Source organism: Limosilactobacillus equigenerosi DSM 18793 = JCM 14505, assembly GCF_001311375.1.
GTDB classification, from domain to species: domain Bacteria; phylum Bacillota; class Bacilli; order Lactobacillales; family Lactobacillaceae; genus Limosilactobacillus; species Limosilactobacillus equigenerosi.
On sequence record NZ_BBAS01000001.1, the window covers coordinates 16163 to 36999 of the forward strand.

17 protein-coding genes and 3 pseudogenes are annotated in these 20837 nt (G+C 44.6%); 3 read left to right on the forward strand and 17 right to left on the reverse strand.

What is annotated here, in order from left to right:
- Window positions 1-84: 84 nt before the first annotated feature.
- The 5 genes from glmS to murB all read right to left on the reverse strand — a co-directional run bounded on the left by glmS (window position 85) and on the right by murB (window position 5981).
- Complete coding sequence (glmS, locus tag JCM14505_RS00090) at window positions 85-1905, reverse strand: glutamine--fructose-6-phosphate transaminase (isomerizing) (protein ID WP_054652016.1); 1821 nt, start codon at window positions 1903-1905, stop codon at window positions 85-87.
- Window positions 1906-2079: 174 nt separating this feature from the next.
- On the reverse strand, window positions 2080-3426 hold the full coding sequence (gene glmM, locus JCM14505_RS00095; RefSeq protein WP_054652018.1) for a phosphoglucosamine mutase: 1347 nt from the start codon (window positions 3424-3426) through the stop codon (window positions 2080-2082).
- Between the two features lie 115 nt (window positions 3427-3541).
- Window positions 3542-4240, reverse strand: a complete 699-nt coding sequence (locus tag JCM14505_RS00100) for a CdaR family protein (protein ID WP_054652020.1) — start codon at window positions 4238-4240, stop codon at window positions 3542-3544.
- Window positions 4227-5075 carry a diadenylate cyclase CdaA gene (cdaA, locus tag JCM14505_RS00105; protein WP_054652022.1) on the reverse strand — a complete coding sequence of 283 codons (849 nt, stop codon included), beginning with the start codon at window positions 5073-5075 and terminating at the stop codon, window positions 4227-4229. Before cdaA ends, JCM14505_RS00100 begins: the two co-directional genes overlap by 14 nt.
- Before the next feature lie 12 nt (window positions 5076-5087).
- Window positions 5088-5981 carry a UDP-N-acetylmuramate dehydrogenase gene (gene murB / locus JCM14505_RS00110; RefSeq protein WP_054652024.1) on the reverse strand — a complete coding sequence of 298 codons (894 nt, stop codon included), beginning with the start codon at window positions 5979-5981 and terminating at the stop codon, window positions 5088-5090.
- A gap of 139 nt (window positions 5982-6120) precedes the next feature.
- Here murB and JCM14505_RS09830 point away from each other — a divergent pair, with 139 nt between their 5' ends.
- Window positions 6121-6360, forward strand: a complete 240-nt coding sequence (locus JCM14505_RS09830) for an exonuclease domain-containing protein (protein ID WP_263848915.1) — start codon at window positions 6121-6123, stop codon at window positions 6358-6360.
- On the forward strand, window positions 6305-6658 hold the full coding sequence (locus JCM14505_RS00115; RefSeq protein ID WP_263848916.1) for an exonuclease domain-containing protein: 354 nt from the start codon (window positions 6305-6307) through the stop codon (window positions 6656-6658). Before JCM14505_RS09830 ends, JCM14505_RS00115 begins: the two co-directional genes overlap by 56 nt.
- A gap of 40 nt (window positions 6659-6698) precedes the next feature.
- On the opposite strand, the gene JCM14505_RS00120 is transcribed toward JCM14505_RS00115, so the two are convergent.
- From JCM14505_RS00120 to JCM14505_RS00135, 4 genes and pseudogenes are all read right to left on the reverse strand, one after another.
- Window positions 6699-7208 carry a GNAT family N-acetyltransferase gene (locus JCM14505_RS00120; protein ID WP_225352194.1) on the reverse strand — a complete coding sequence of 170 codons (510 nt, stop codon included), beginning with the start codon at window positions 7206-7208 and terminating at the stop codon, window positions 6699-6701.
- Window positions 7205-7666 carry a tRNA (adenosine(37)-N6)-threonylcarbamoyltransferase complex ATPase subunit type 1 TsaE gene (tsaE, locus tag JCM14505_RS00125; protein ID WP_054652028.1) on the reverse strand — a complete coding sequence of 154 codons (462 nt, stop codon included), beginning with the start codon at window positions 7664-7666 and terminating at the stop codon, window positions 7205-7207. The genes JCM14505_RS00120 and tsaE overlap by 4 nt, the downstream gene beginning before the upstream one ends.
- A gap of 2 nt (window positions 7667-7668) precedes the next feature.
- Entirely contained in the window at window positions 7669-8646 is a 978-nt protein-coding gene (pta, locus tag JCM14505_RS00130) for a phosphate acetyltransferase (RefSeq protein ID WP_054652030.1), read from the reverse strand.
- A gap of 20 nt (window positions 8647-8666) precedes the next feature.
- Window positions 8667-9351 (reverse strand): annotated as a pseudogene (locus tag JCM14505_RS00135) (uracil-DNA glycosylase).
- Window positions 9352-9466: 115 nt separating this feature from the next.
- Here JCM14505_RS00135 and JCM14505_RS00140 point away from each other — a divergent pair.
- Entirely contained in the window at window positions 9467-9964 is a 498-nt protein-coding gene (locus tag JCM14505_RS00140; protein ID WP_054652032.1) for a hypothetical protein, read from the forward strand.
- A gap of 272 nt (window positions 9965-10236) precedes the next feature.
- On the opposite strand, the gene smpB is transcribed toward JCM14505_RS00140, so the two are convergent.
- The 8 genes and pseudogenes from smpB to JCM14505_RS00180 all read right to left on the reverse strand — a co-directional run bounded on the left by smpB (window position 10237) and on the right by JCM14505_RS00180 (window position 20828).
- Window positions 10237-10704, reverse strand: a complete 468-nt coding sequence (smpB, locus tag JCM14505_RS00145; RefSeq protein WP_054652034.1) for an SsrA-binding protein SmpB — start codon at window positions 10702-10704, stop codon at window positions 10237-10239.
- Between the two features lie 19 nt (window positions 10705-10723).
- The gene (gene rnr, locus JCM14505_RS00150; RefSeq protein WP_054652378.1) at window positions 10724-13102 is read right to left on the reverse strand and encodes a ribonuclease R; all 2379 of its coding nucleotides are present in this window, start codon (window positions 13100-13102) and stop codon (window positions 10724-10726) included.
- Between the two features lie 77 nt (window positions 13103-13179).
- A complete protein-coding gene (secG, locus tag JCM14505_RS00155; RefSeq protein WP_054652036.1) occupies window positions 13180-13416 on the reverse strand; it encodes a preprotein translocase subunit SecG in 237 nt (78 codons plus the stop codon).
- A gap of 82 nt (window positions 13417-13498) precedes the next feature.
- Window positions 13499-15043 carry a ClC family H(+)/Cl(-) exchange transporter gene (locus JCM14505_RS00160; protein WP_054652039.1) on the reverse strand — a complete coding sequence of 515 codons (1545 nt, stop codon included), beginning with the start codon at window positions 15041-15043 and terminating at the stop codon, window positions 13499-13501.
- A 94-nt stretch (window positions 15044-15137) separates the two neighbouring features.
- Window positions 15138-16524 (reverse strand): annotated as a pseudogene (locus JCM14505_RS00165) (amino acid permease).
- A gap of 145 nt (window positions 16525-16669) precedes the next feature.
- A pseudogene (locus JCM14505_RS00170) lies at window positions 16670-17643 on the reverse strand (GMP reductase).
- Between the two features lie 176 nt (window positions 17644-17819).
- Window positions 17820-19148 (reverse strand): phosphopyruvate hydratase, encoded by a 1329-nt coding sequence (gene eno, locus JCM14505_RS00175; protein ID WP_054652041.1) that lies wholly within the window; start codon window positions 19146-19148, stop codon window positions 17820-17822.
- 465 nt (window positions 19149-19613) lie between these two features.
- Window positions 19614-20828, reverse strand: coding sequence for a phosphoglycerate kinase (locus JCM14505_RS00180; protein ID WP_054652043.1), 1215 nt, complete (start codon window positions 20826-20828; stop codon window positions 19614-19616).
- Window positions 20829-20837: the final 9 nt, after the last annotated feature.

The window sequence follows — 20837 nt, forward strand, 5'->3', positions numbered from 1 at the left end:
GAATTGATACAAGGTGGTTACTTCCATCCTTGTACCACTAATCTTATCACATATGTAAGCGCTGTCAATAACTTTCTGGTTTTTTTACATAACCGTCACAGACTTCGCTAAATTCCGTGGCTTATCAACATCTAAGCCCTTCCCTAAACTCGTGTAGTAAGCTAACAATTGTGCCGGTACCACACTTAACAATGGGGTTAAGTCCGCATCTACATCAGGAATCACGATTGTATCATTATCTTGCGCTAAGTGACGGGCAACAATCGTAATGGCATTTGCCCCCCGCGCTTGCGTTTCTTCTAAGTTACTCCGCGTTAAACCGGCAGTCCGATCTTGCGTAATAATCCCAATCACTGGCGTTCCTTCTTCAATTAAGGCAATCGTTCCGTGCTTTAATTCACCTGAAGCAAAACCTTCTGCTTGCACGTACGAAATTTCCTTTAACTTCAAGGCGGCTTCGATAGAAACTGTCCAATCTAAGCCCCGACCAATGTAAAAAGCGTTGCGTGGTTTTGATAAGAACCGCGCGGCAATGGCTTCTAAATCTTCTTTGCTATCCGTGATGGCTTGCATCCCGTTAGCAACCGCCCCTAATTGAGCCCGTAAGTCAAAGGCCTGTGCTTGGTCATCAGCCAAGTACATTCCCAACGCCTTCGCTAAGACAGCTTCGACCGCAATTTGCGCCGTGTAGGCTTTAGTTGAAGCCACGGCAATTTCTGGCCCTGCGTATAAGAGCATCGTAAACGTTGCTTCCCGTGATAATGTTGACTTATCAACGTTTGTTAACGTTAAACTTGGCCATTGATGTTCATTGACATCCACCAAGACTTGCCGACTATCAGCTGTTTCACCACTTTGTGATAAGAAGATAAAGAATGGCTTTTGGCTTAATAATGGTCGATCATATGCAAATTCAGATGAAATGTTTACTGAAGTTGGAATGTGGGCATACTTTTCTAATAACCGCGCACCAACTAAACCAGCATGGTAACTCGTTCCGGCCCCAATGATATAAATATGATCAGCCTTGGCCATTTCAGCTAAGATGGCTTCATCAACACTTGGGTTACCCGCTTGGTCAAAGTATTCTGAAACAATCCGCCGCATCACCGCTGGTTGTTCATCAACTTCTTTGAGCATGTAGTATGGATATGCCCCTTTATCCGCTGCGTTAGCATCCATATCAACGGTGAAACTGTCCCGGTGATGTTCTTGACCATCAAAATCTTCTAATTGGATATTGTCAGGCGTCACCATGACTAATTCATGATCTTCAATTTCCATGAATTGATTCGTTTCCTTTAACATGGAAATAGCATCGGAACCGACCATGTTGTAACCATCAGCTAATCCGATTAACAATGGACTCTTGTTCTTAGCCACGTATAACATTTCTGGTTCTTCGCGATCCATCAAGACAAATGCGTATGATGAGTCACTACTAATTAGCCGTAACACCTTCAAGAAAGCCGCCTTCGTTGACATTTGGTTTTCCTTCACGAAGTAAGCCACTAATTGAACAATTACTTCCGTATCCGTTTGACTGTTTAAGTCTACTTCGCTCAAGTAATCCCGCTTTAATTGATCGTAATTTTCAATCACCCCATTGTGAACTAAATAGAACCGCTTATCGTTTGAGTAGTGAGGGTGTGAATTTGTTTCACTTGGTTGCCCATGGGTAGCCCACCGCGTGTGCCCAATGCCGGCTAACCCTTGCACGTCATCCGTCAAAGCATTTTCTAAATTAGCAATTCGTCCTTGGCGCTTAACCAAGTAGTCATGGCCGTTTTGATCATTAACGTAAATTCCTGCCGAGTCATAGCCCCGGTATTCCAAACTCTTTAATCCGTTAATTAAAATTTCAACACTGCGGTTACTCCCAGTAACCCCAACAATTCCACACATCGGTGCGTCCTCCTAATTAGTAATTATTAATTGGTATATTTTGTAAACAAGCCCATAATACGGGGATTATCGCATCTTGTCAAACCAATTCTCATAATTGGTCTAGTTATAGTAGACCAATTAAATAAAAAATGCGCCCCAATCACGTTGGAGCGCACTGATTTTAATTTAATTTTATAACACTTCCCGAGCAACCTTGGCAATCTTGTCCACGTAGTAATGAACTAATTCTTCGGTTGGGGCTTCGGCCATAATCCGTAATAATGGTTCGGTCCCACTTGGACGAACTAGCACGCGTCCATCGCCAGCCATTTCATCTTCAACTTCCGCAATCACGGCTAATAACGCTGGATTTTGTTGGGCCGCTTGCTTATCTTGAACCGTAATATTAACTAATTCTTGCGGATAAGTTACGACAGGGGAAGCTAATTCACTGAGCGTCTTGCCAGACGTCTTCACAACTTGTAATAATTGTAAGGCCGTTAGCATCCCATCCCCAGTTGTATTGTGATCAAGGAAGATAATGTGCCCAGATTGTTCACCACCGAGGTTGTAACCATGTTCCTTCATTGCTTCAACCACGTACCGATCACCAACCTTGGTCTTCACGCTCGTCATACCGTTCGCTTCGAGGGCTTTGTACATTCCAAGGTTACTCATCACCGTTGTTACCACGGTATGTTCTTTTAGCCGCCCATTAGCCTCCATGTATTGACCACAAACGTACATAATCTTATCACCGTCAATCAAGTTTCCTTGTTCATCAACGGCGATACACCGGTCACCATCACCATCAAAGGCAATCCCCAAATCAGCGCCATGTTCAACCACCGCTGCTTGAAGGCCTTCAGGATGAGTTGAACCACAATCAAGGTTCGTATTTAAACCATTCGGTTGACTGTTAATTTGAATTGCATCAACATTTAAATCCGCGAACAATTGTGAAACAAACGCACTCGTCGCCCCATTGGCTGCATCAACCACAATCTTTAACCCACTTAAATCCGTGGAGATTGTTTGTTCTAAGAATGAGGTGTACTTTAAAGCGCCTTCTAAGTAATCGTCAACCGTTCCTAAACCTTCGGCCGCTGGTCGTGGTAAGTCATCCGTTGGTGCATCTAAAATTTGTTCAATTTCAGCTTCCATCTCATCAGATAACTTGAAACCATCATTCCCAAAATACTTAATCCCGTTGTATTCAATTGGATTATGGGAAGCGGTAATCATCACTCCGGCGTCAGCTTCTTGCGCGCGGACTAAGTAAGCTACCCCCGGTGTCGTGACAACCCCCAAGCGTAAAACTTCAATCCCAACTGATAAAAGCCCTGCCACTAACGCATTTTCCAACATTTGACCGGAAATCCGGGTATCACGAGCCACTAAGACTTGCGGTTGTTTCCGTTCAGAGTGCCGGGTTAACACATATCCCCCAGCGCGACCAACGCGAAAGGCTAATTCTGGACTTAAATCCTGGTTCGCAACCCCACGAACTCCATCCGTCCCAAAATATTTCAATTCCATGCTTTTATTCTCCATTTCAATTAAATCAATTTATTTTTTTGTGTCGTTACAATTGGTGCCGTACTCGTACTACTTGAACTGCTACTTGAATCACCATCTTTCGCTACTGGAACGGTCACTGAAATCTTACCTGGCTAACCACAACGTTTAAATTTTTGCCATGCTTATCAACCGCTTGAAGCGTAACTTGTTCTTTAACTTCACTCGTTGTCTTCTTGGCAATTTTAACATAGGCGACTACCCGATCAACTTGAACAACTTCATTTCGAGCCCCAGTAACTTGAACCGTATTCAACGATGGTTGGGCGGACCCTAGTTTATATCCTTGGGCTAAATTCGTCCGATTAAGTTTAACTTTCACCGGCGCAACAACCGTCCGCCGTGGTTGAATTTTGACCGTTACCTTCCGTGGGACTACCACTGCATCAACTTCATCATTTAAGCCCGTCGTTCGTAATTTAACCGTATGTTCACCAACCCCTAACGTACTAACATCCGCATACACCCGAAAGTTCTTCGTATTTTTAGCTGAGGTTACTAATGCCGCCGGCCCGTTCAACTTAACTTCAACCGTGGCTGGATACCCCGTCACCACAAACCGATCCGTATTGGCGTTCATTACCAACGGCATCTTAATGGTTGTAATTTTCGTCGCGTTTAAAATTTTATTACTATCATTATTCCGCGTTGTTTGATGCAACATTCCATCACTTCCGGAATTAACGTAGGCAAATAAAAATAAGGCTAACCCTAACGAGATAATTCGTAATACAAGCGGGCGGTTCCAGAAACTAACTTGTTTATTTCTTTTCACGTTCTGCCCCTCCTTGCATTACTTCACGCAACCGACCAATCATCCCCGCGGCATCATGTTTATTCGTTGGCTTATACAAAACGGACCGCATAAATTTAAGGTAATTTTCTTGAGTCATCCCGCGTAGTAATTCATTGTCCTTTGTTAAAGAAACTTCACCCGTTTCTTCCGAAATTACAATCGTCAGGGCATCAGTCACTTCACTAATCCCCACGGCTGCCCGGTGCCGCGTCCCCAATTCTTTAGGAATTAATTTACTATCCGATAATGGTAAATAAGCTGCGGCCACCGCAATCCGACCATTTTTGATAATCATCGCACCATCATGTAGTGGCGTATTCGGAATGAAGGAATTAATTAGCAACGCCGAAGTTACTTCCGCATCCATCGGAATCCCTGTTTCGATATATTCTTCCAAGCCCGTATTCATTTCAATCGTAATCAAGGCCCCAATCCGGCGTTTGGACATATATTGAATTGCTTGATCAAGTTGGGTAATCATTTGTTCTTCGGATTCATTTTCCACCCGATTCCGTAATAAAAACTTTCCACGCCCAATATGTTCCAAACCACGCCGAATTTCCGGTTGAAAAATCACTACTAGAGCAATCACTCCCCAGTTAATGACTAAATCCATCACCCAAGACACCGTAATCAGACCACAGTACCAACTAATAGCCTTAATCAACAGGATCACCATAATCCCTTTTAATAGTTGTACGGCGCGGGTCCCTTGAACTAAGAGCATTAACTCGTAAATAAAGAACCAGATTACTAAAATGTCAACTAAGATGGCGACATTATGCCAGGTTAATAAACTAACTAACCATGCCAATTGCACCCCTCCTTAATCCCGGCCAATAATCCGGACTTCCGTTTCTAACGTCACGTTAAATTGACGTTTAACTTCGGCTTGGACATGATGGATTACAGCTAAATAATCACTCGCCGTTGCCCCACCAATGTTCACAATAAAGCCGGCGTGCTTTTGCGAAACTTGCGCTCCCCCAACTGTGTAACCTTGCAATCCGGCATCATGAATTAATTTTCCCGCAAAATAACCCACGGGCCGTTTAAAGACACTTCCACAAGATGGTAATTCTAATGGTTGCTTGTCCGCCCGCCGTTGGTTTAAATCATCCATCATCGCCGTAATGGCGGCTTGGTCACCTGATTGTAGGGCAAAATCAGCTGCTAACACAATTGCATCTAAATCTTGAACTTTAGAATAGCGATAGCCAAACGCTAACTCATCATGAGTCAACGTTTTGATTGCACCATCCGGCATGAAAACCGTCACGTTCGCAATCACGTCCTTGGTTTCACCACCATACGCCCCGGCGTTCATAAAGACGGCCCCACCAACGCTACCGGGAATCCCGGCCGCAAATTCTAAGCCCGTTAAGCTGTGGTCACGGGCCACTTTGGTGGTTTCAATATAAGAAGCACCCGCTTGCGCAGTCACTACTTGATCATGAACTGAAATTTCATTCATCGCCGTTAAAATTAAAACCAATCCAGCAATGCCACCTTCTTTAACAATTAAATTGCTAGCGTTGCCCAGCACCGTGACTGGAATTGATTGTTCACGTGCAGCTTGCACTAATTGTTGAACTTCTGCGACTGACTTCGGAAAAGCCACCCAATCAGCTGCCCCGCCGGTTTTAGTATACGTATATTGATCCAACCGATCATGGGCTTTAATCGTCATCGTTGGAAATTGTTCCGTTAAATCCGCCATTATTTGCATTCCTTTCATAATTAAAAGTTAATCACCTCAAATTATATCATTAAACCCCCAACCTCGGGTTAGCGAATTGCCAAATCCCAATCCACGCCGTAAAATATAGTATTAATTGATTTTCTTGGAGGCAATAACCATGGATTTTGTGGCTTTTGATTTTGAAACTGCAAGCGCGAAACGAACATCCGCTTGTTCACTCGCGCTCGTCATCGTTCGCGATAATCAAATCGTTGATGAATTATATAGTTTAATTAACCCGCAAACGGAATTTAATTATCGCAATGTCCAAATCCACGGCATCCGCGAACAAGACGTGCAAGATGCTCCGACTTTCGGTGAATTATGGATCCATCTGGCACCCTTTTTTTACTGCTAATTCCCTCGTGATTGCCCACAACGCTCCCTTTGATAATGGAGTTTTAAAGGCAACCCTAACTGACCAAAATTTAACCCTCCCCACTTATCAAAGTCTCGATACCGTACGCACAAGTCGCAAGTTATCGCCTGAATTACCCAATCACAAACTTAATACCGTGGCGGCGGCTTACGACATTGATTTACACCATCACCACAACGCCTTAGATGATGCCCATGCCTGTGCCGAAATTCTCATCCATCAGGTAAATCAATTTGGTGCTAGTGCGATTACCCCCTTAATCAAAACCATTAACTAATAAAACGAGGTTGAAGAAACTATGTTCTTCAGCCTCGTTTTTAATTATTTTGATATTCCATTAAATAGGTCGCTTGCGGCGTACCATCACTATCCATGACCTGAACTTCGTCCGTAATCACAAAGCCAAAGCGCTGATACAAATTCACTGCCCGCTCATTTTGCTTAAAAACATCTAACACTAAATGCTCCAGTGGCGCAAAATTTTCAAACCAATAAATTGCTTCATCGACTAATAAACTACCAATTCCTTGGTGCCAATAGTCTTTTAATACTACAATGCCTAACTCACCAACACCAGCTTGGCCATGAAGCGGGGTCACGGTTAACATTCCGATGACTTGTTCATTTAACATCGCTAACAAAGCTAAATGGTCATCGCTGGTTGCCATCGCATCTAAGTAGCGCGCCTGAATTTCCGGTGTCACTTCATCTAAGTGCTCAATTAAAACTACCGTTGTTTCAGTTCGCGCTTGTTGTAACATCGCTAACACAGCCGTGGCTTGTTCGCCGGTCGCCATTGTGACTTGTACATTTACTTCACTCATCATGCTAACCCGGCTACTAAGGCTTGGAACCGTTCACCAACTGCCTTAATTTCGGCAACCCGAACCGTGCTGCCCGATTGATCCTGACGCGTAAAGGTAATTGACAAGTAATCCGTTGGTAAATCTTCTTCCACAAATTGCGCCCATTCTACTACGCTGACGCCATCACCATCAAAATATTCATCGAGTCCTAATTCATCACCACCACCGTTTTCCAAGCGGTACACATCCATATGATACAGCGGTAAGCGACCATCTAAATATTCCCGAATGATGGTAAATGTAGGACTTTTAATCACTCGTTGAACCCCTAACCCTTGCGCTAATCCTTTGGTGAACGTGGTTTTCCCCGCCCCTAAATCACCATTTAGCACGATGACATCGCCAGCTTGGAGTTGCGTTGCAATTTGTTGGCCCAGTGCCATTGTTTGGTCGGGATTAATTAATTTCAATTCCTTCATCGTTACTTTGCTAATGCTTGCGCTCCTGTAATTAAGGCTACCTTGTAGACTTCATCTTCGTTCGTTCCCCGGGAAAGGTCGGCAACTGGTGCATTCAGCCCTTGTAAAATTGGCCCGACCGCTTCAAAACCACCAAACCGTTGAGCAATCTTGTAACCAATATTCCCAGCTTCTAGACTTGGGAAGACAAAGACATTGGCGTGACCGGCAACCGCTGAGCCCGGCGCTTTTCGTTCCCCAACACTTGGGACAAAGGCCGCATCAAATTGTAATTCCCCATCAACTGGGTAATCCATCCGAGCTTGCGCTAACTTGGTTGCTTCGGCCACCTTCGTCACCATTTCACCCGCGGCCGAACCCTTAGTAGAGAAACTTAACATCGCTACGCGTGGGTCTAAACCAAACATCGCCGCTGTTTCCGCACTTTGTTCGGCCACTTCAGCCATTGTTGGAGCATCTAATTCAATGTTAATCGCACAATCGGCAAAGACATACCGTTCTGCGCCCTTTTGCATAATAAAGGCCCCACTAATCCGCTTATTACCAGGCTTGGTTTTAATAATTTGTAGGGCGGGACGAACCGTGTCCCCCGTTGGGTGCACGGCGCCTGAAACCATCCCATCAACTTTGCCCATGTAAACTAACATCGTCGCAAAGTAACTAACATCCGTTAACATCGCTTGCACTTGTTCGAGCGTATTCTTACCATTCCGCCGTTCCAATAAGGCTTGTTCCATCGCCGAGCGATCAGCAGCTGGGTAAGCACTTGGATCGAGGAGTTCAATTCCCGCTATATCCCAGTGATGATCAGTAGCTAATTGTTGCATCTTAGCAACGTCCCCTAATAAAACCGGATGAACTAATTCATCAGCTTGTAAACGAACCGCTGCTCCCATAATCCGTTCATCTTCCCCTTCTGGAAAAACGATCGTTGGTTGGTGACCTTTTAATTGTGCTGCTAAATTTTCAAAGATATCCATCATCAGATCCTCCTGAATTGTTAATTAACTTGTTGTGGCAACTGCCAATTGATGGGCGTTTCTCCCCAAGCAACTAGTAGTTCATTTGTTTGCGAAAATGGTCGCGACCCAAAGAACCCGCGATAAGCTGATAAGGGACTAGGATGTGGGGCCATCAAAACTGCATTCTTAGTTTCGTCAATTAACCGACGTTTGGCTTGCGCCGGTTTCCCCCATAAAATAAATACAACTGGTTCGGGGCGGGCTGATAAAGCAGTAATCACTGCATCCGTAATTTGCTCCCAGCCACGTTGACGATGCGAATTAGCTTGTCCAGCTCGCACCGTTAACACACTATTTAACAATAAGACCCCCTGTTCGGCCCAAGCCTTTAAATAGCCATGCTTAACTGGCGTAGCATCCACATCCGTCAATAATTCTTGATAGATATTTTTTTAACGACGGTGGAAGCGCAATCCCGGGATTAACCGAAAAGCTACACCCATGCGCCTGGTTGGGGCCATGATATGGATCTTGACCTAAAATCACAACCTTTACCCGTGCAAATGGGGTCCAGTTCATAGCCGTAAAGATTTGCGGGGCAGGGGGGTAAACAGTTTGCGTTTGATATTCATGTGTTAAAAATGCTTTTAATTGCTGTGTTGCCGGCGTTTGCAAGACTGGTTGTAAGACCGCTTGCCAATCTGCCGGAATTAAAAAGTCCATCCCAATCACCTCAATACCTATTTTACCACGACCGCTCACTATTTCGGATATGATTCCCCGCATTCACCCAAAACCCTGTTAGAATAGAGGCAAACTATGCTTTGGAGGTTGCCTCATGTTAACGTATTATTTCCCCCGTTTCCAACCAAGTTGCCGTGTCATTGATGACCATGGTCACCCCCACTTATTATTAACTGAGCAACAAGTTGGGGTGCGACATTGCGTTATCGCCACCACTTTACAAGGCGAAACAATCGCTTCCGCCCAATCGTTAACCACTGGCCACCACCCCAAGTATCGCTTAACGACCAACCAACCAGTCGGCCAACTGAATGCTCGGCGTCATTTTAATTATCTGCCGCAGCTTCAATGGCAAATTTGGGCCCAAGCACAAACGATTACGATTCGCCACTGGCATCACCGAATTGCCACCATTAAATTAACGGCAACCACAGCCACCATTCAAATTAACCACCCTGCGGACTTAGGCTTGGTCGCCATCATCGCCATCATTCTCCATCCCGAACGATTCACTCCTCAATCATCGCTAACCAACCTTAATAAACGTTTGTTCATGGCATGCTTTACCATGTCCGACGCCATCGAAAACTGATTTTACGATGAAAAATAGTGATTGCGAACATCAGTAACAAAACAAAAAGCCCTGATAAACAATGGTTTATCAGGGCTTTATCTTCATTGGTAACTTTATGTCTACGTTAGGCCACGGCTTCCTTTTGTGTGGCTTACGACCTGGGTTGTAACTACGTTCGGCGGGCAACCACCTAGTCATAACGCAAACCTGACGCCGATGGATAAAACATCCATCAACGCCAGGTTCAACGTTATGATACGGCGGTTCTAACGCCCGCCTCACGACCTAATTTAATAATGTTTCAACACCCGCTCAATTTGCCGATCTTGTTCCCGTTTCTTCAGGTCATTCCGCTTATCGTATTCGTGTTTCCCTTTGGCCACCCCAATTAAAACCTTAGCGTAACCATGCTTCAAATACACTTTTAATGGGACAATCGTAACGCCTTTTTGACTAATCGCACTCCGCAACTTTTGCAATTCTTTCCGATGTAACAAGAGCTTCCGATTCCGTAACGGATCATGATTAAAAATATTTCCACCCGCATATTCACTAATGTGGACATTCATCAACCATAATTCATCATTATAAAATTGAGCATAACCATCCTTTAAATTAATCCGGCGCGCCCGAATCGATTTAATTTCGGTTCCCGTTAACACCATCCCCGCTTCATACGTGTCCGTTACCGCGTAATCATGCCGGGCTTTTTTATTTTGTGCAATTAAATTATCATCTGGCCGTGTTTTCTTTGCCATCATCAGCCTCCATTACCTGTTAGTGCCGATTACCACGCCGCCGATCCTCATCATGTGGCCGGTGCCGCGATTGTCCCCGATTAATTTGGGCGTTATTCCGTTCACCGTTTTCCCGGCCCCAATCATTGTTTCGGTTATTCCGGCGCTTACCTTGGTAACCACCTTGATTACGTTGATTGCCGCCACGACGGTTGCCACCATTCCGTCGACCACCACGCCGATCATCGCTCCGTGGCACCCGTAACTTCGTCAACGGTGCTTCGCGTGGATTGACTAATTCAAAGTCAACTTCCCGTAATTCCTTGTCAACGCGAAGTAATTTAACCTTCACGGGTTGACCAATCCGGAAAATATGATGATGACTGCGACCAACTAACGCCATGTGTTTTTCAATGTATTCGTAGAAGTCGTCCTTCATCACACTAATGTGAACTAATCCTTCTACCGTATTTGGTAAGGCCACGAATAACCCAAACTTCATGACGGAACTAACAACCGCATCAAACGTTTCGCCAACGTGATCTTCCATGAATTCCGCTTTCTTCAAGCTATCAACATCACGTTCCGTATCAATCCCACGCCGTTCGGTAACTGACGTGTGTTCAGCAATTTCACTTAGGCGCTCCCGCCAGTATGCTTTAGCAGCTTCATTGGTGCCATTTTCATGGTACCACTTGATTAACCGGTGCACGGTAGTATCAGGATACCGCCGAATTGGTGACGTAAAGTGCGTGTAGTATTGTGCGCCTAACCCAAAGTGCCCCAATTCTTCATCGTTGTACTTGGCTTGTTGCATACTCCGTAACATCATTACTTGCACCATTTGTTCTTCTGGCGTCCCAGCAACTTTGCGCAAGACTTCTTGCAACATCTTTGGCTTCACATTATTCAGGTCCCCTGGCATTTGAATCCCAAAGACACTTAAAAATTCAGCAAAATTCTTAATCCGATCCGTATCTGGTTGTTCGTGAATCCGGTACAAGAATGGCACATGCAATAAATCATAGTGTTTAGCAACCGTTTCGTTGGCCGCCAACATAAAGGATTCGATCATCCGTTCTGACAAACCTCGTTCCCGGACTTCAATATCAGTCGGATGCCCAAAATCATCAACAATAATCTTCGCTTCAGGGGCCTCGAAATCAATTGCTCCGCGATCATGCCGGGCCTTTAATAAAATTTCATGAAGTTCGCCCATCGTTTCAAACATTGGAACTAGCTCACGATATTCTTGGCGGGTCATTGGATCATGATCTTCTAGAATCCGGTTGACGGCTTTGTACGTCATCCGCGCATGGGAACGAATCACACTTGGGAAAATTTTATGCTTAACAATTTGTCCCGCCGGCGTAATTTCCATTTCACAACTCATGGCCAACCGTTCTTCGCCCGGATTTAAGGAACAAATCCCGTTTGACAACTTCTTTGGTAACATTGGCACCACGCGATCCGTTAAGTAGACCGATGTCCCGCGTTCAAAAGCGTCTTGATCGAGCTCCGTTCCTGGCCGGACATAATGACTCACATCGGCAATGTGGACCCCTAAATGGTAGTTACCATTGTCTAACTTCCAAGCCACCACCGCATCATCCAAGTCCTTTGATTCGATACTATCAATCGTCACTAACGGTTGATCTGTTAAATCTGGCCGCCCAACCTTATCTTCTGGCCGGACAACTTCTGGAATCGCATCCGCTTCCGCTAACGTTTCCGGACTAAATTCATGTGGGACATCATGAGCATAGATGACGGATAAAATATCAATGCCCGGTTCATCCTTATTCCCAATTACTTCTAAAGCCGGACCAGTCATTACTTCAGGCGCTTCGTCAGTTGGGTATTCCTTAATCGTCGCTAAGACAACTTCATTATCAACTGGTTTAATTCCTTCATCACTAACATAGAATTTGTAGTTAGCTAACTTCTTATCTTTGAGAATAATTTCGCCAATGAAATTTCCGATGGTGAGGCGCTTAAATTCACCCACAACCTGCGTTAAACTGCGTTCGACAATGTTAACAACTTGTCCTTCCGGGCCTTGTTCCTTCCCGTCACCGGGACGTAAAATCTTAACTTCGACTTGATCGCCGTTCAAAGCGTGCATTGTATGGTCAGCATTAACATAAATGTCATTATCGCTACCTTCGACTGCCACAAAGCCAAACCCTTTAGGATTCGCGCGGAATTTTCCCACCACCGTGGCTGGTTCAACAACGGCTTTAAATTGGTTATCAGTTGTAAAGGTAACTTGTTTATCCCGTTCCATTTGGGCCAGCGTTTGGATTAAGACCGTAAAATCATCCGCACTTTCCATTCCGACCGCCCGGCCAATTTGTTCCGCCGTAAAACTAGCTGGCGCTTCGGCTTTTAAAAATTTAATAATTTGTTCACTTAACATTTCCAAGATTGATTCCTTTCTAAACTTGGGATTAATACAAAAAAAGACTGAGTTACCTCAGTCTCTCCTTCGTTGATTTAGTGGGCCGAAACGTAAATTAAGGCCATTGCTAAGCCAAAGAAAATTACCCCGAATAACACGGTTGCGCGTTGCATCACGGCTTCAAATCCTCGGGCTTTTCGTTGCGCAAACAATTCACCACCACCAGTAAATGATGACATCGCATCATTATCAGTCTTAGCTGGTTGCATCATCACACACGCAATTAAAATTACACAATCAATTAAGAAGAGGGTCATTAAAGTATCATGCATAATGTTTCCTCCATTCTTTTCTACGAATAACAATAGTCTAATTTTATCATAACCAACTTCATTTGACCACGGTTGGACTTAATTAATTCACATTTGCTTGGGCTTGTTCCCGAACCCAGCGTTGGTTTTCTCCTTGGTGTTCACCGCTAATTTCCACCACTAACGTATCGCCAGCTTTTAAGTGTGTCTTCCCGCGGGGCATAATTTGTTCTTCCCCGCGGTAAACACCAATCACTAAACAGTCCTTGGGCCAATTAACCGCCGCAATGGTTTGATCAGCTAAAGCACTCCCAGCATAAATCGTCGTGGTAACTTGCGTCATGCCTTTAAACACTGGCGTTTGTTTTTGCATAAAATTCTTAAACATCGCCAAATAAACGGGTTGCCCTTGCAGCACGTCAACCACTAAGTAAGCCACAATCGCGACCACCGCTAAGGGCATCAAGTGCGACAATGAACCAACCATTTCGGCAATTAATAAAATCGCCGTAAACGGCGCTTTACTAATACAAGCAAAGTAACCAGCCATCGCATAAATAATAAAGTTTGGTAAATACGTCGCTGATAGTAACCCCAAATTAGCCATTACCGCTATATAGAGGCCCCCTAAAACTGCCCCTAACGTTAAGATTGGCAAGAAAATTCCGCCCGGTAATTCCGTAGCATAACTCACCATCGAAAAGATAAACCGCAACAGTAGCAATCCTAACATTAATTTAATACTCAACGGAAAACTCGTTAATGATAAGACTAAGCCATTCCCACCACCGATGGTTTGTGGCCACCACCAAATGATTGGTATGACTAACAAGAGCGCCACGCTAGGATAAAATTCTGGTTTGACCCATTTAATTTTCCGAGTCCATTTGCCTAGCCGTAGCACAACGATTTGGTATAACCGCCCCATTAACCCGAGTAAAATTCCTAGTAAAATTAAATGCCAATATTGATCAACCGGCAACGATAACCGGTGCCCAACGGCTAAATCATGATGCAACCCAAAGAATTGCATCGCCATGAAGTTGGACGAAACGGCACTCACTAACACCGACAACCACACGAGGGGCGAAAAATTATGGTAGACCTCTTCAATAATAAACATCGCACTCGCTAACGGCGCGTTAAAGGCCGCTGCTAATCCGGCGGCCGCCCCACTCGCAATACTTACGCGGCGTTCGATTGGCGTTAGGTTCCACCGTTCACCAATCCCTTGGCCCAACGTAGCTCCAAGTTGAATTGATGGGCCTTCGCGTCCGAGGAATAGTCCGGACCCAATGCCAATAATCCCGCCAACTAATTTTCGCCAAAACACTGGCCACCAGGCTAAGTCATATTCGCCCATTAATTGACCTTCAACTTGCGGAATCCCCGATCCTTTAATATCAGGGTGCCGTTGACTCATCCGTCCGAGCAACCAACCAATCACGATACTCCCGAACGCATAAACCACTAACCATTGCGGATGATGGTGAAAATACGTAAATAATTTCGTGACCAGTTGTAAATTACCTTGAATTGCTAAGCGGAACAAACTAATTACTAAGCCCACGACAATCCCAATTAAAACCGCGCGCAGCAATTGATACGTATTATTATATTTAACTGTTACTAATCGTTGTGGTTTCATAATCAACCTCCGATACATAGTTTAATACGGCATTTCAAATAAAAATACCCCTAAAATAAAAACTCGTTGGTATCATAACCAACGAGTTTCATCATTATGCTTTAGCCTTGCGATTCCGAATTAAGTAAACAATTGTCGCCACAATTAAGACTAAGGCCCCAGCGGTGACTGAAATCCGCGTGTCCGGATTAATAAACATAAAGACCACAATCATGACTAACATAAAGAACGCAAAGTAATTTGAAAATGGATACAACGGCAACTTAAATGGATGATCCACTAACAAGTCCGGATTATGCCGCCGGAACAATAATTCAGCTAATAAAATCACAAACCACGGAATCATCCCCGGTAACACGGATGACGAGAAGACAATCACAAACATTTCACCAGCTGATTTTGCAACTAAAACATCCAAGGTAAACCCAACAAAGATCCCCGTCGCAATCCCATAAATCGCCCGATTTGGCACGATATGCTTGGAAATATGACTAAAGAACTTCGGTGCATTATCTTCAGTTGATAATTTGTATAACATCCGACTTGAGGAGTAAATTCCGGAATTAGCCCCGGATAAGGCCGCCGTTAACACCACAAAGTTAATAATCGAAGCCGCCGCCGTGACCCCAACTTTAGCAAAGGTCGTCACAAATGGCGAGCCAATTGAACCTAATTGATTCCAGGGGTAAATCGTCACAATCACAAAAATCGCCCCAACGTAGAAAATCAAAATCCGTAACAGGACCGACTTCACTGATTTAACAATCGTTTCTTGTGGATTTTTAACTTCCCCTGCGGAAATCCCCAGCAATTCAATTCCTTCATACGAACCGGCCACCACTGACATCGAGAAGAAGAAGCCCATTAAACCACCAGTAAAGAAACCATTTCCAGATGATCCTGGGTGCGACCAAAGATTGGATAACCCGACTGGATGCCAGCCATGCCCAAAGCCAAGGAAAATGATCGCTAACCCTAAGATAATCATGATTATAATGGTCACGACCTTAAACATCGCAAACCAAAATTCCAAGGCCCCATAGGCTTTAGCACTCACCACGTTGGCTAACACGAGCATCACAATAATTACAACTCCCGCAATCCAGGTTGGTGAATTGGGCCACCAGAATTTTAAATACTCGGTCGCGGCCACCACTTCGGACATCCCAACGACAATATATTCAAATACATTCGCCCACATTGCTAAATACCCGGCTAAGATGGACATACTCTGTTGCATAATCCGCAAACGAACCGGTCCCCGGATTAATATATAACATTTCTCCGAGTGCCCGCATCACGATATACAACAATAATCCGACAAACGCATACGATAAGATAACTGATGGACCAGTCCATTTAATCGTTGAAGTTGCCCCCATGAAGAGGCCGACTCCAATCGCCCCCCCTAAAGAGATCATTTCAACCTGGCCCGGGGTCATCGATCGCTTTAGTTGACCGGACGACTTTGGTTCAGACATAACTACTTCCTTTCAAAATAAAACAAATTTAAACTTTTTTTTCATATCCAACAGCTTTAATTATAGCCAAAACCGAACATTTAAGCAATTTTATAAACAAAACCTACTAATTTAGCTATCAACTAAATTAGTAGGCACTTCTTAATTAGTAATCACCATTTAAAATTGAATTTTTCACGACGACATAATCAACCTTGGTAATTGCCGCTAAATCACGACCCCCAGCATATGAGATTGACGATTGTAAATCTTCTTGCATCTCAACTAAGGTATCGGCCAACGAACCCTTAAACGGTACGAGCATTTGTTTTCCTTCTACATTCCTATAGGCACCTTTTTGGGTTTCGGAAGCTGACCCCCAATATTGTTTATATTGCTTGCCGTCAATCGTAATTAATTGGCCCGGGGATTCCAAGTGGCCCGCCAACAACGAACCAATCATTACCATGGAGCGCCAAAGCGAACTGATTTCGCAATGTCACCATGATGCCGAATTCCGCCATCGGCAATTAACGGTTTCCGCGCCGCCTTACTACACAAACGCAAGGCCGCTAATTGCCAGCCCCCCGTCCCAAAGCCAGTCTTTAATTTCGTAATACATGCCTTTCCAGGACCGACGCCGACTTTTGTCGCATCGGCCCCCGCATTTTCTAAATCGCGGACTGCTTCGGGCGTCGCCACATTCCCGGCCGTCACAAAACTATCGGGTAAGGATTCTTTAATATATTTGATCATCTGAATCACATACTCAGAGTGACCATGAGCCACGTCAATTGTGATGTATTCTGGCACTAAATTTTGCGCCGCCAATTCATCAATCAATTGGTACTCACTGGCTTTAATTCCGACTGAAATTGAAGCATACAACCCGCGGTCATGCATCCGTTGCACGAATGCTAACCGATCAGCCGGCTCAAACCGGTGCATGACATAATAATAGTCATTTTCCGCCAGCCAAATTGCGACCGTTTCATCAATTACACTCGCCATGTTCGCCGGTACCACTGGCAATTTAAAGGTCCGGGGGCCAAACTTCACTGTCGTGCCAGCTTCAGAGCGGGACTTAATTACACACTTATTTGGAATTAATTGAATATCATCATAATCGAACGTTTCCATGTTTTTACCTCAATATTATTCGTGATTAACAACCGACTCCTTTAATATAACAGAAACAACCTCAAAATAAAAGGCATTAAACGAACATTATCAGTTTTTATTCCTGATTTCATTCGGATTTAACTACAAAAAAAAGCGCCGGATAAAATCCAGCGCTTTTAACCACGACTAATAGCTTAGCCCTTGTGGTTTTGGATGTCTAAGCGAGCTTGTTCGCTTAAGTTGTAGAAGGAGTGAATTCCCTTGTATTGAGCCACGTCACCAAGGTTGTCTTCAATCCGCATTAATTGGTTGTACTTAGCAAGACGGTCCGTCCGGCTCATTGAACCAGTCTTGATTTGACCGGCGTTCGTAGCGACAACGAGGTCAGCAATCGTCGTGTCTTCCGTTTCACCAGAACGGTGAGAAACGATAGCCGTGTAACCAGCTTCCTTAGCCATTTCAATAGCTTCCATCGTTTCCGTAAGCGTACCAATTTGGTTAACCTTAATCAAGATTGAGTTAGCAGCCCCCATCTTGATACCCTTAGCAAGGTATTCCGTGTTCGTAACGAAGAAGTCGTCACCAACTAATTGAACCTTCTTACCAAGCTTAGCCGTAACCATTGCCCAGTCATCCCAGTTGTTTTCGTCGATTGGGTCTTCAACAGATACGATTGGGTACTTAGCAATTAAACCACTAAGGTAGTCAACCCATTCTTCCGTCGTGTATTCTTCACCAGTTGACCAACGAAGCTTGTACTTCTTGTCTTCGTCGTTCCATAATTCAGAAGCGGCCACGTCGGCAGCAATGGCAATATCCTTACCTGGCTTGTAACCAGCAGCTTCAATCGCCTTGATTAAGTATTCAAATGGTTCTTCGTTGTTAGCAAAGTCAGGCGCAAAACCACCTTCATCACCAACAGACGTTGCCTTACCATCAGCAGCTAAGAGCTTCTTCAAGGCGTGGAACGTTTCTGAACCCATCCGGATGGCTTCCCGAACCGTTGGCGCACCAACTGGCATAATCATGAATTCTTGGAAGTCAACCTTGTTATCTGAGTGCGCACCACCGTTGATAACGTTCATCATTGGCGTTGGCATTACGTGTGAGTTAAAACCACCAATGTATGAGTAAAGAGGCACTTGGAGTTCGTCAGCAGCAGCCCGTGCTACGGCGATAGAAACAGCTAAGATAGCGTTTGCCCCAAGCTTACCCTTGTTAGGCGTACCATCAAGAGCGATCATGGCCTTGTCGATAGCAACTTGGTCCGTAACTTCCATCCCAACAATTTCCTTAGCGATGATGTTGTTAACGTTAGCAACGGCCTTTAACGTACCCTTACCACCGAAACGATCAGCATCACCATCACGAAGTTCAACGGCTTCGTGTTCACCCGTAGATGCACCAGAAGGTACGATACCACGGCCGGCACCACCGGCTTCCGTGTAAACTTCAGCTTCAACCGTTGGGTTACCACGTGAATCTAAAACTTCACGAGCAAAAATATCTGTAATAAGTGACATTTAAAAGATCTCCTCTTTTTCTTGAATTCCAAGCAAATTGCTTACACATCTATTGTATTATTTTGTGCAATTTAAAACAAGGTTTTTTTCACAGCACCTTAAGTCGCCACCAAACTAGTTAAAGCTATAATCACCATCGCAATAATGCTCGCCGGTCGGCCCTCTATGGCTAACTATAAACTCCCCCTCATGCGTTCCACGCACAAGGGGGAGTTCTACGTTATTGTCGTTATCACCAACGTAATCATGATCGCCGCTTGGATTCCTATGAATAAGCAAAAACAGACGCCAGGATAGACAAGCTATCCCAGCGGCTGTTTACATTGTATTACTCACCATTGCAATGATGCTCGCCGGCCGGCCCTCTATGGCTAACTATAAACTCCCCCTCATGCGTTCCACGCACAAGGGGGAGTTCTACGTTAGCCCACGAGCGCCCAAATGGCCGGCTCGCATACTAATTAATTATTTATCAGAAATAGCTGCAATCCCTGGCAACGTCTTCCCTTCAAGGTATTCAAGAGAAGCCCCACCACCAGTTGAGATGTGCGTTAATTGTTCAGAAATACCTAATTGCTTAGCAGCAGCAGTTGAATCACCACCACCAACAATCGTTGTGGCATCCTTCAATTCACCAAGGAACTTACCAACTTCAAGCGTTCCCTTAGCAAAGTTACTCATTTCGAACACACCCATTGGGCCGTTCCAAACCACCGTCTTGGCATCAGCCAACACGTTCTTGAAGTTTTCAACTGACTTTGGACCGATATCAAGGGCCATGTAACCATCATCGATGTCGCCTTCCACAACCTTCGTATCAGCATCGTTAGCGAACTTGTCAGCAATCACGTTGTCAACTGGTAAGACTAACTTGTCGCCAGCCTTTTCCATGATTTCCTTCGCCACGTCAAGCTTGTCTTGTTCAACTAAGGAGTTACCAATCTTGATCCCCTTAGCAGCGTAGAACGTGTAAGTCATCCCACCACCAACAATAACTTTATCAGCCTTGTTTAATAAGTGGTCAATCACACCAATCTTGTCAGAAACCTTAGCCCCACCAAGAATGGCTACGAATGGGTGCACTGGGTTATCAACCGCATTCCCTAAGAACTTGATTTCCTTTTCCATCAAGTAACCAGCAGCCGCTTGCTTACCAGCTTCCTTCATGGCCGTCGCTACCCCAACGTTTGAGGCGTGTGAACGGTGCGCCGTCCCAAAGGCATCGTTGATGAAGACATCACCTAATGAAGCCCAGTACTTACCTAATTCAGGATCATTACCAGATTCACGCTTAACGTATTCACCGTTAACAACATCTTCGTAACGCGTGTTTTCAAAGACTAAGACTTCGCCGTTGTTAAGACCATCGATCGCAGCTTCTAATTCAGCCCCTTCCGTAGCTCCAACAAACTTAACTGGCTTACCAAGCCGTTCTTCTAACTTAGCTGCCACTGGCTTCATTGAAAGACCTGGCTTGTCATCTTCAGACTTAATCCGACCTAAGTGTGAGAACAGAATTGCCCGTCCGCCTTGTTCAAGGACGTACTTAATCGTTGGTAATGCAGCCACAATCCGGTTATCGTCACCGACGATTCCGTCCTTAATTGGCACATTAAAATCAACCCGCATCAAAACTTTCTTGCCTTCTAATTGAAGGTCTTCGACAGTTAATTTTGCCATTGTTAATAT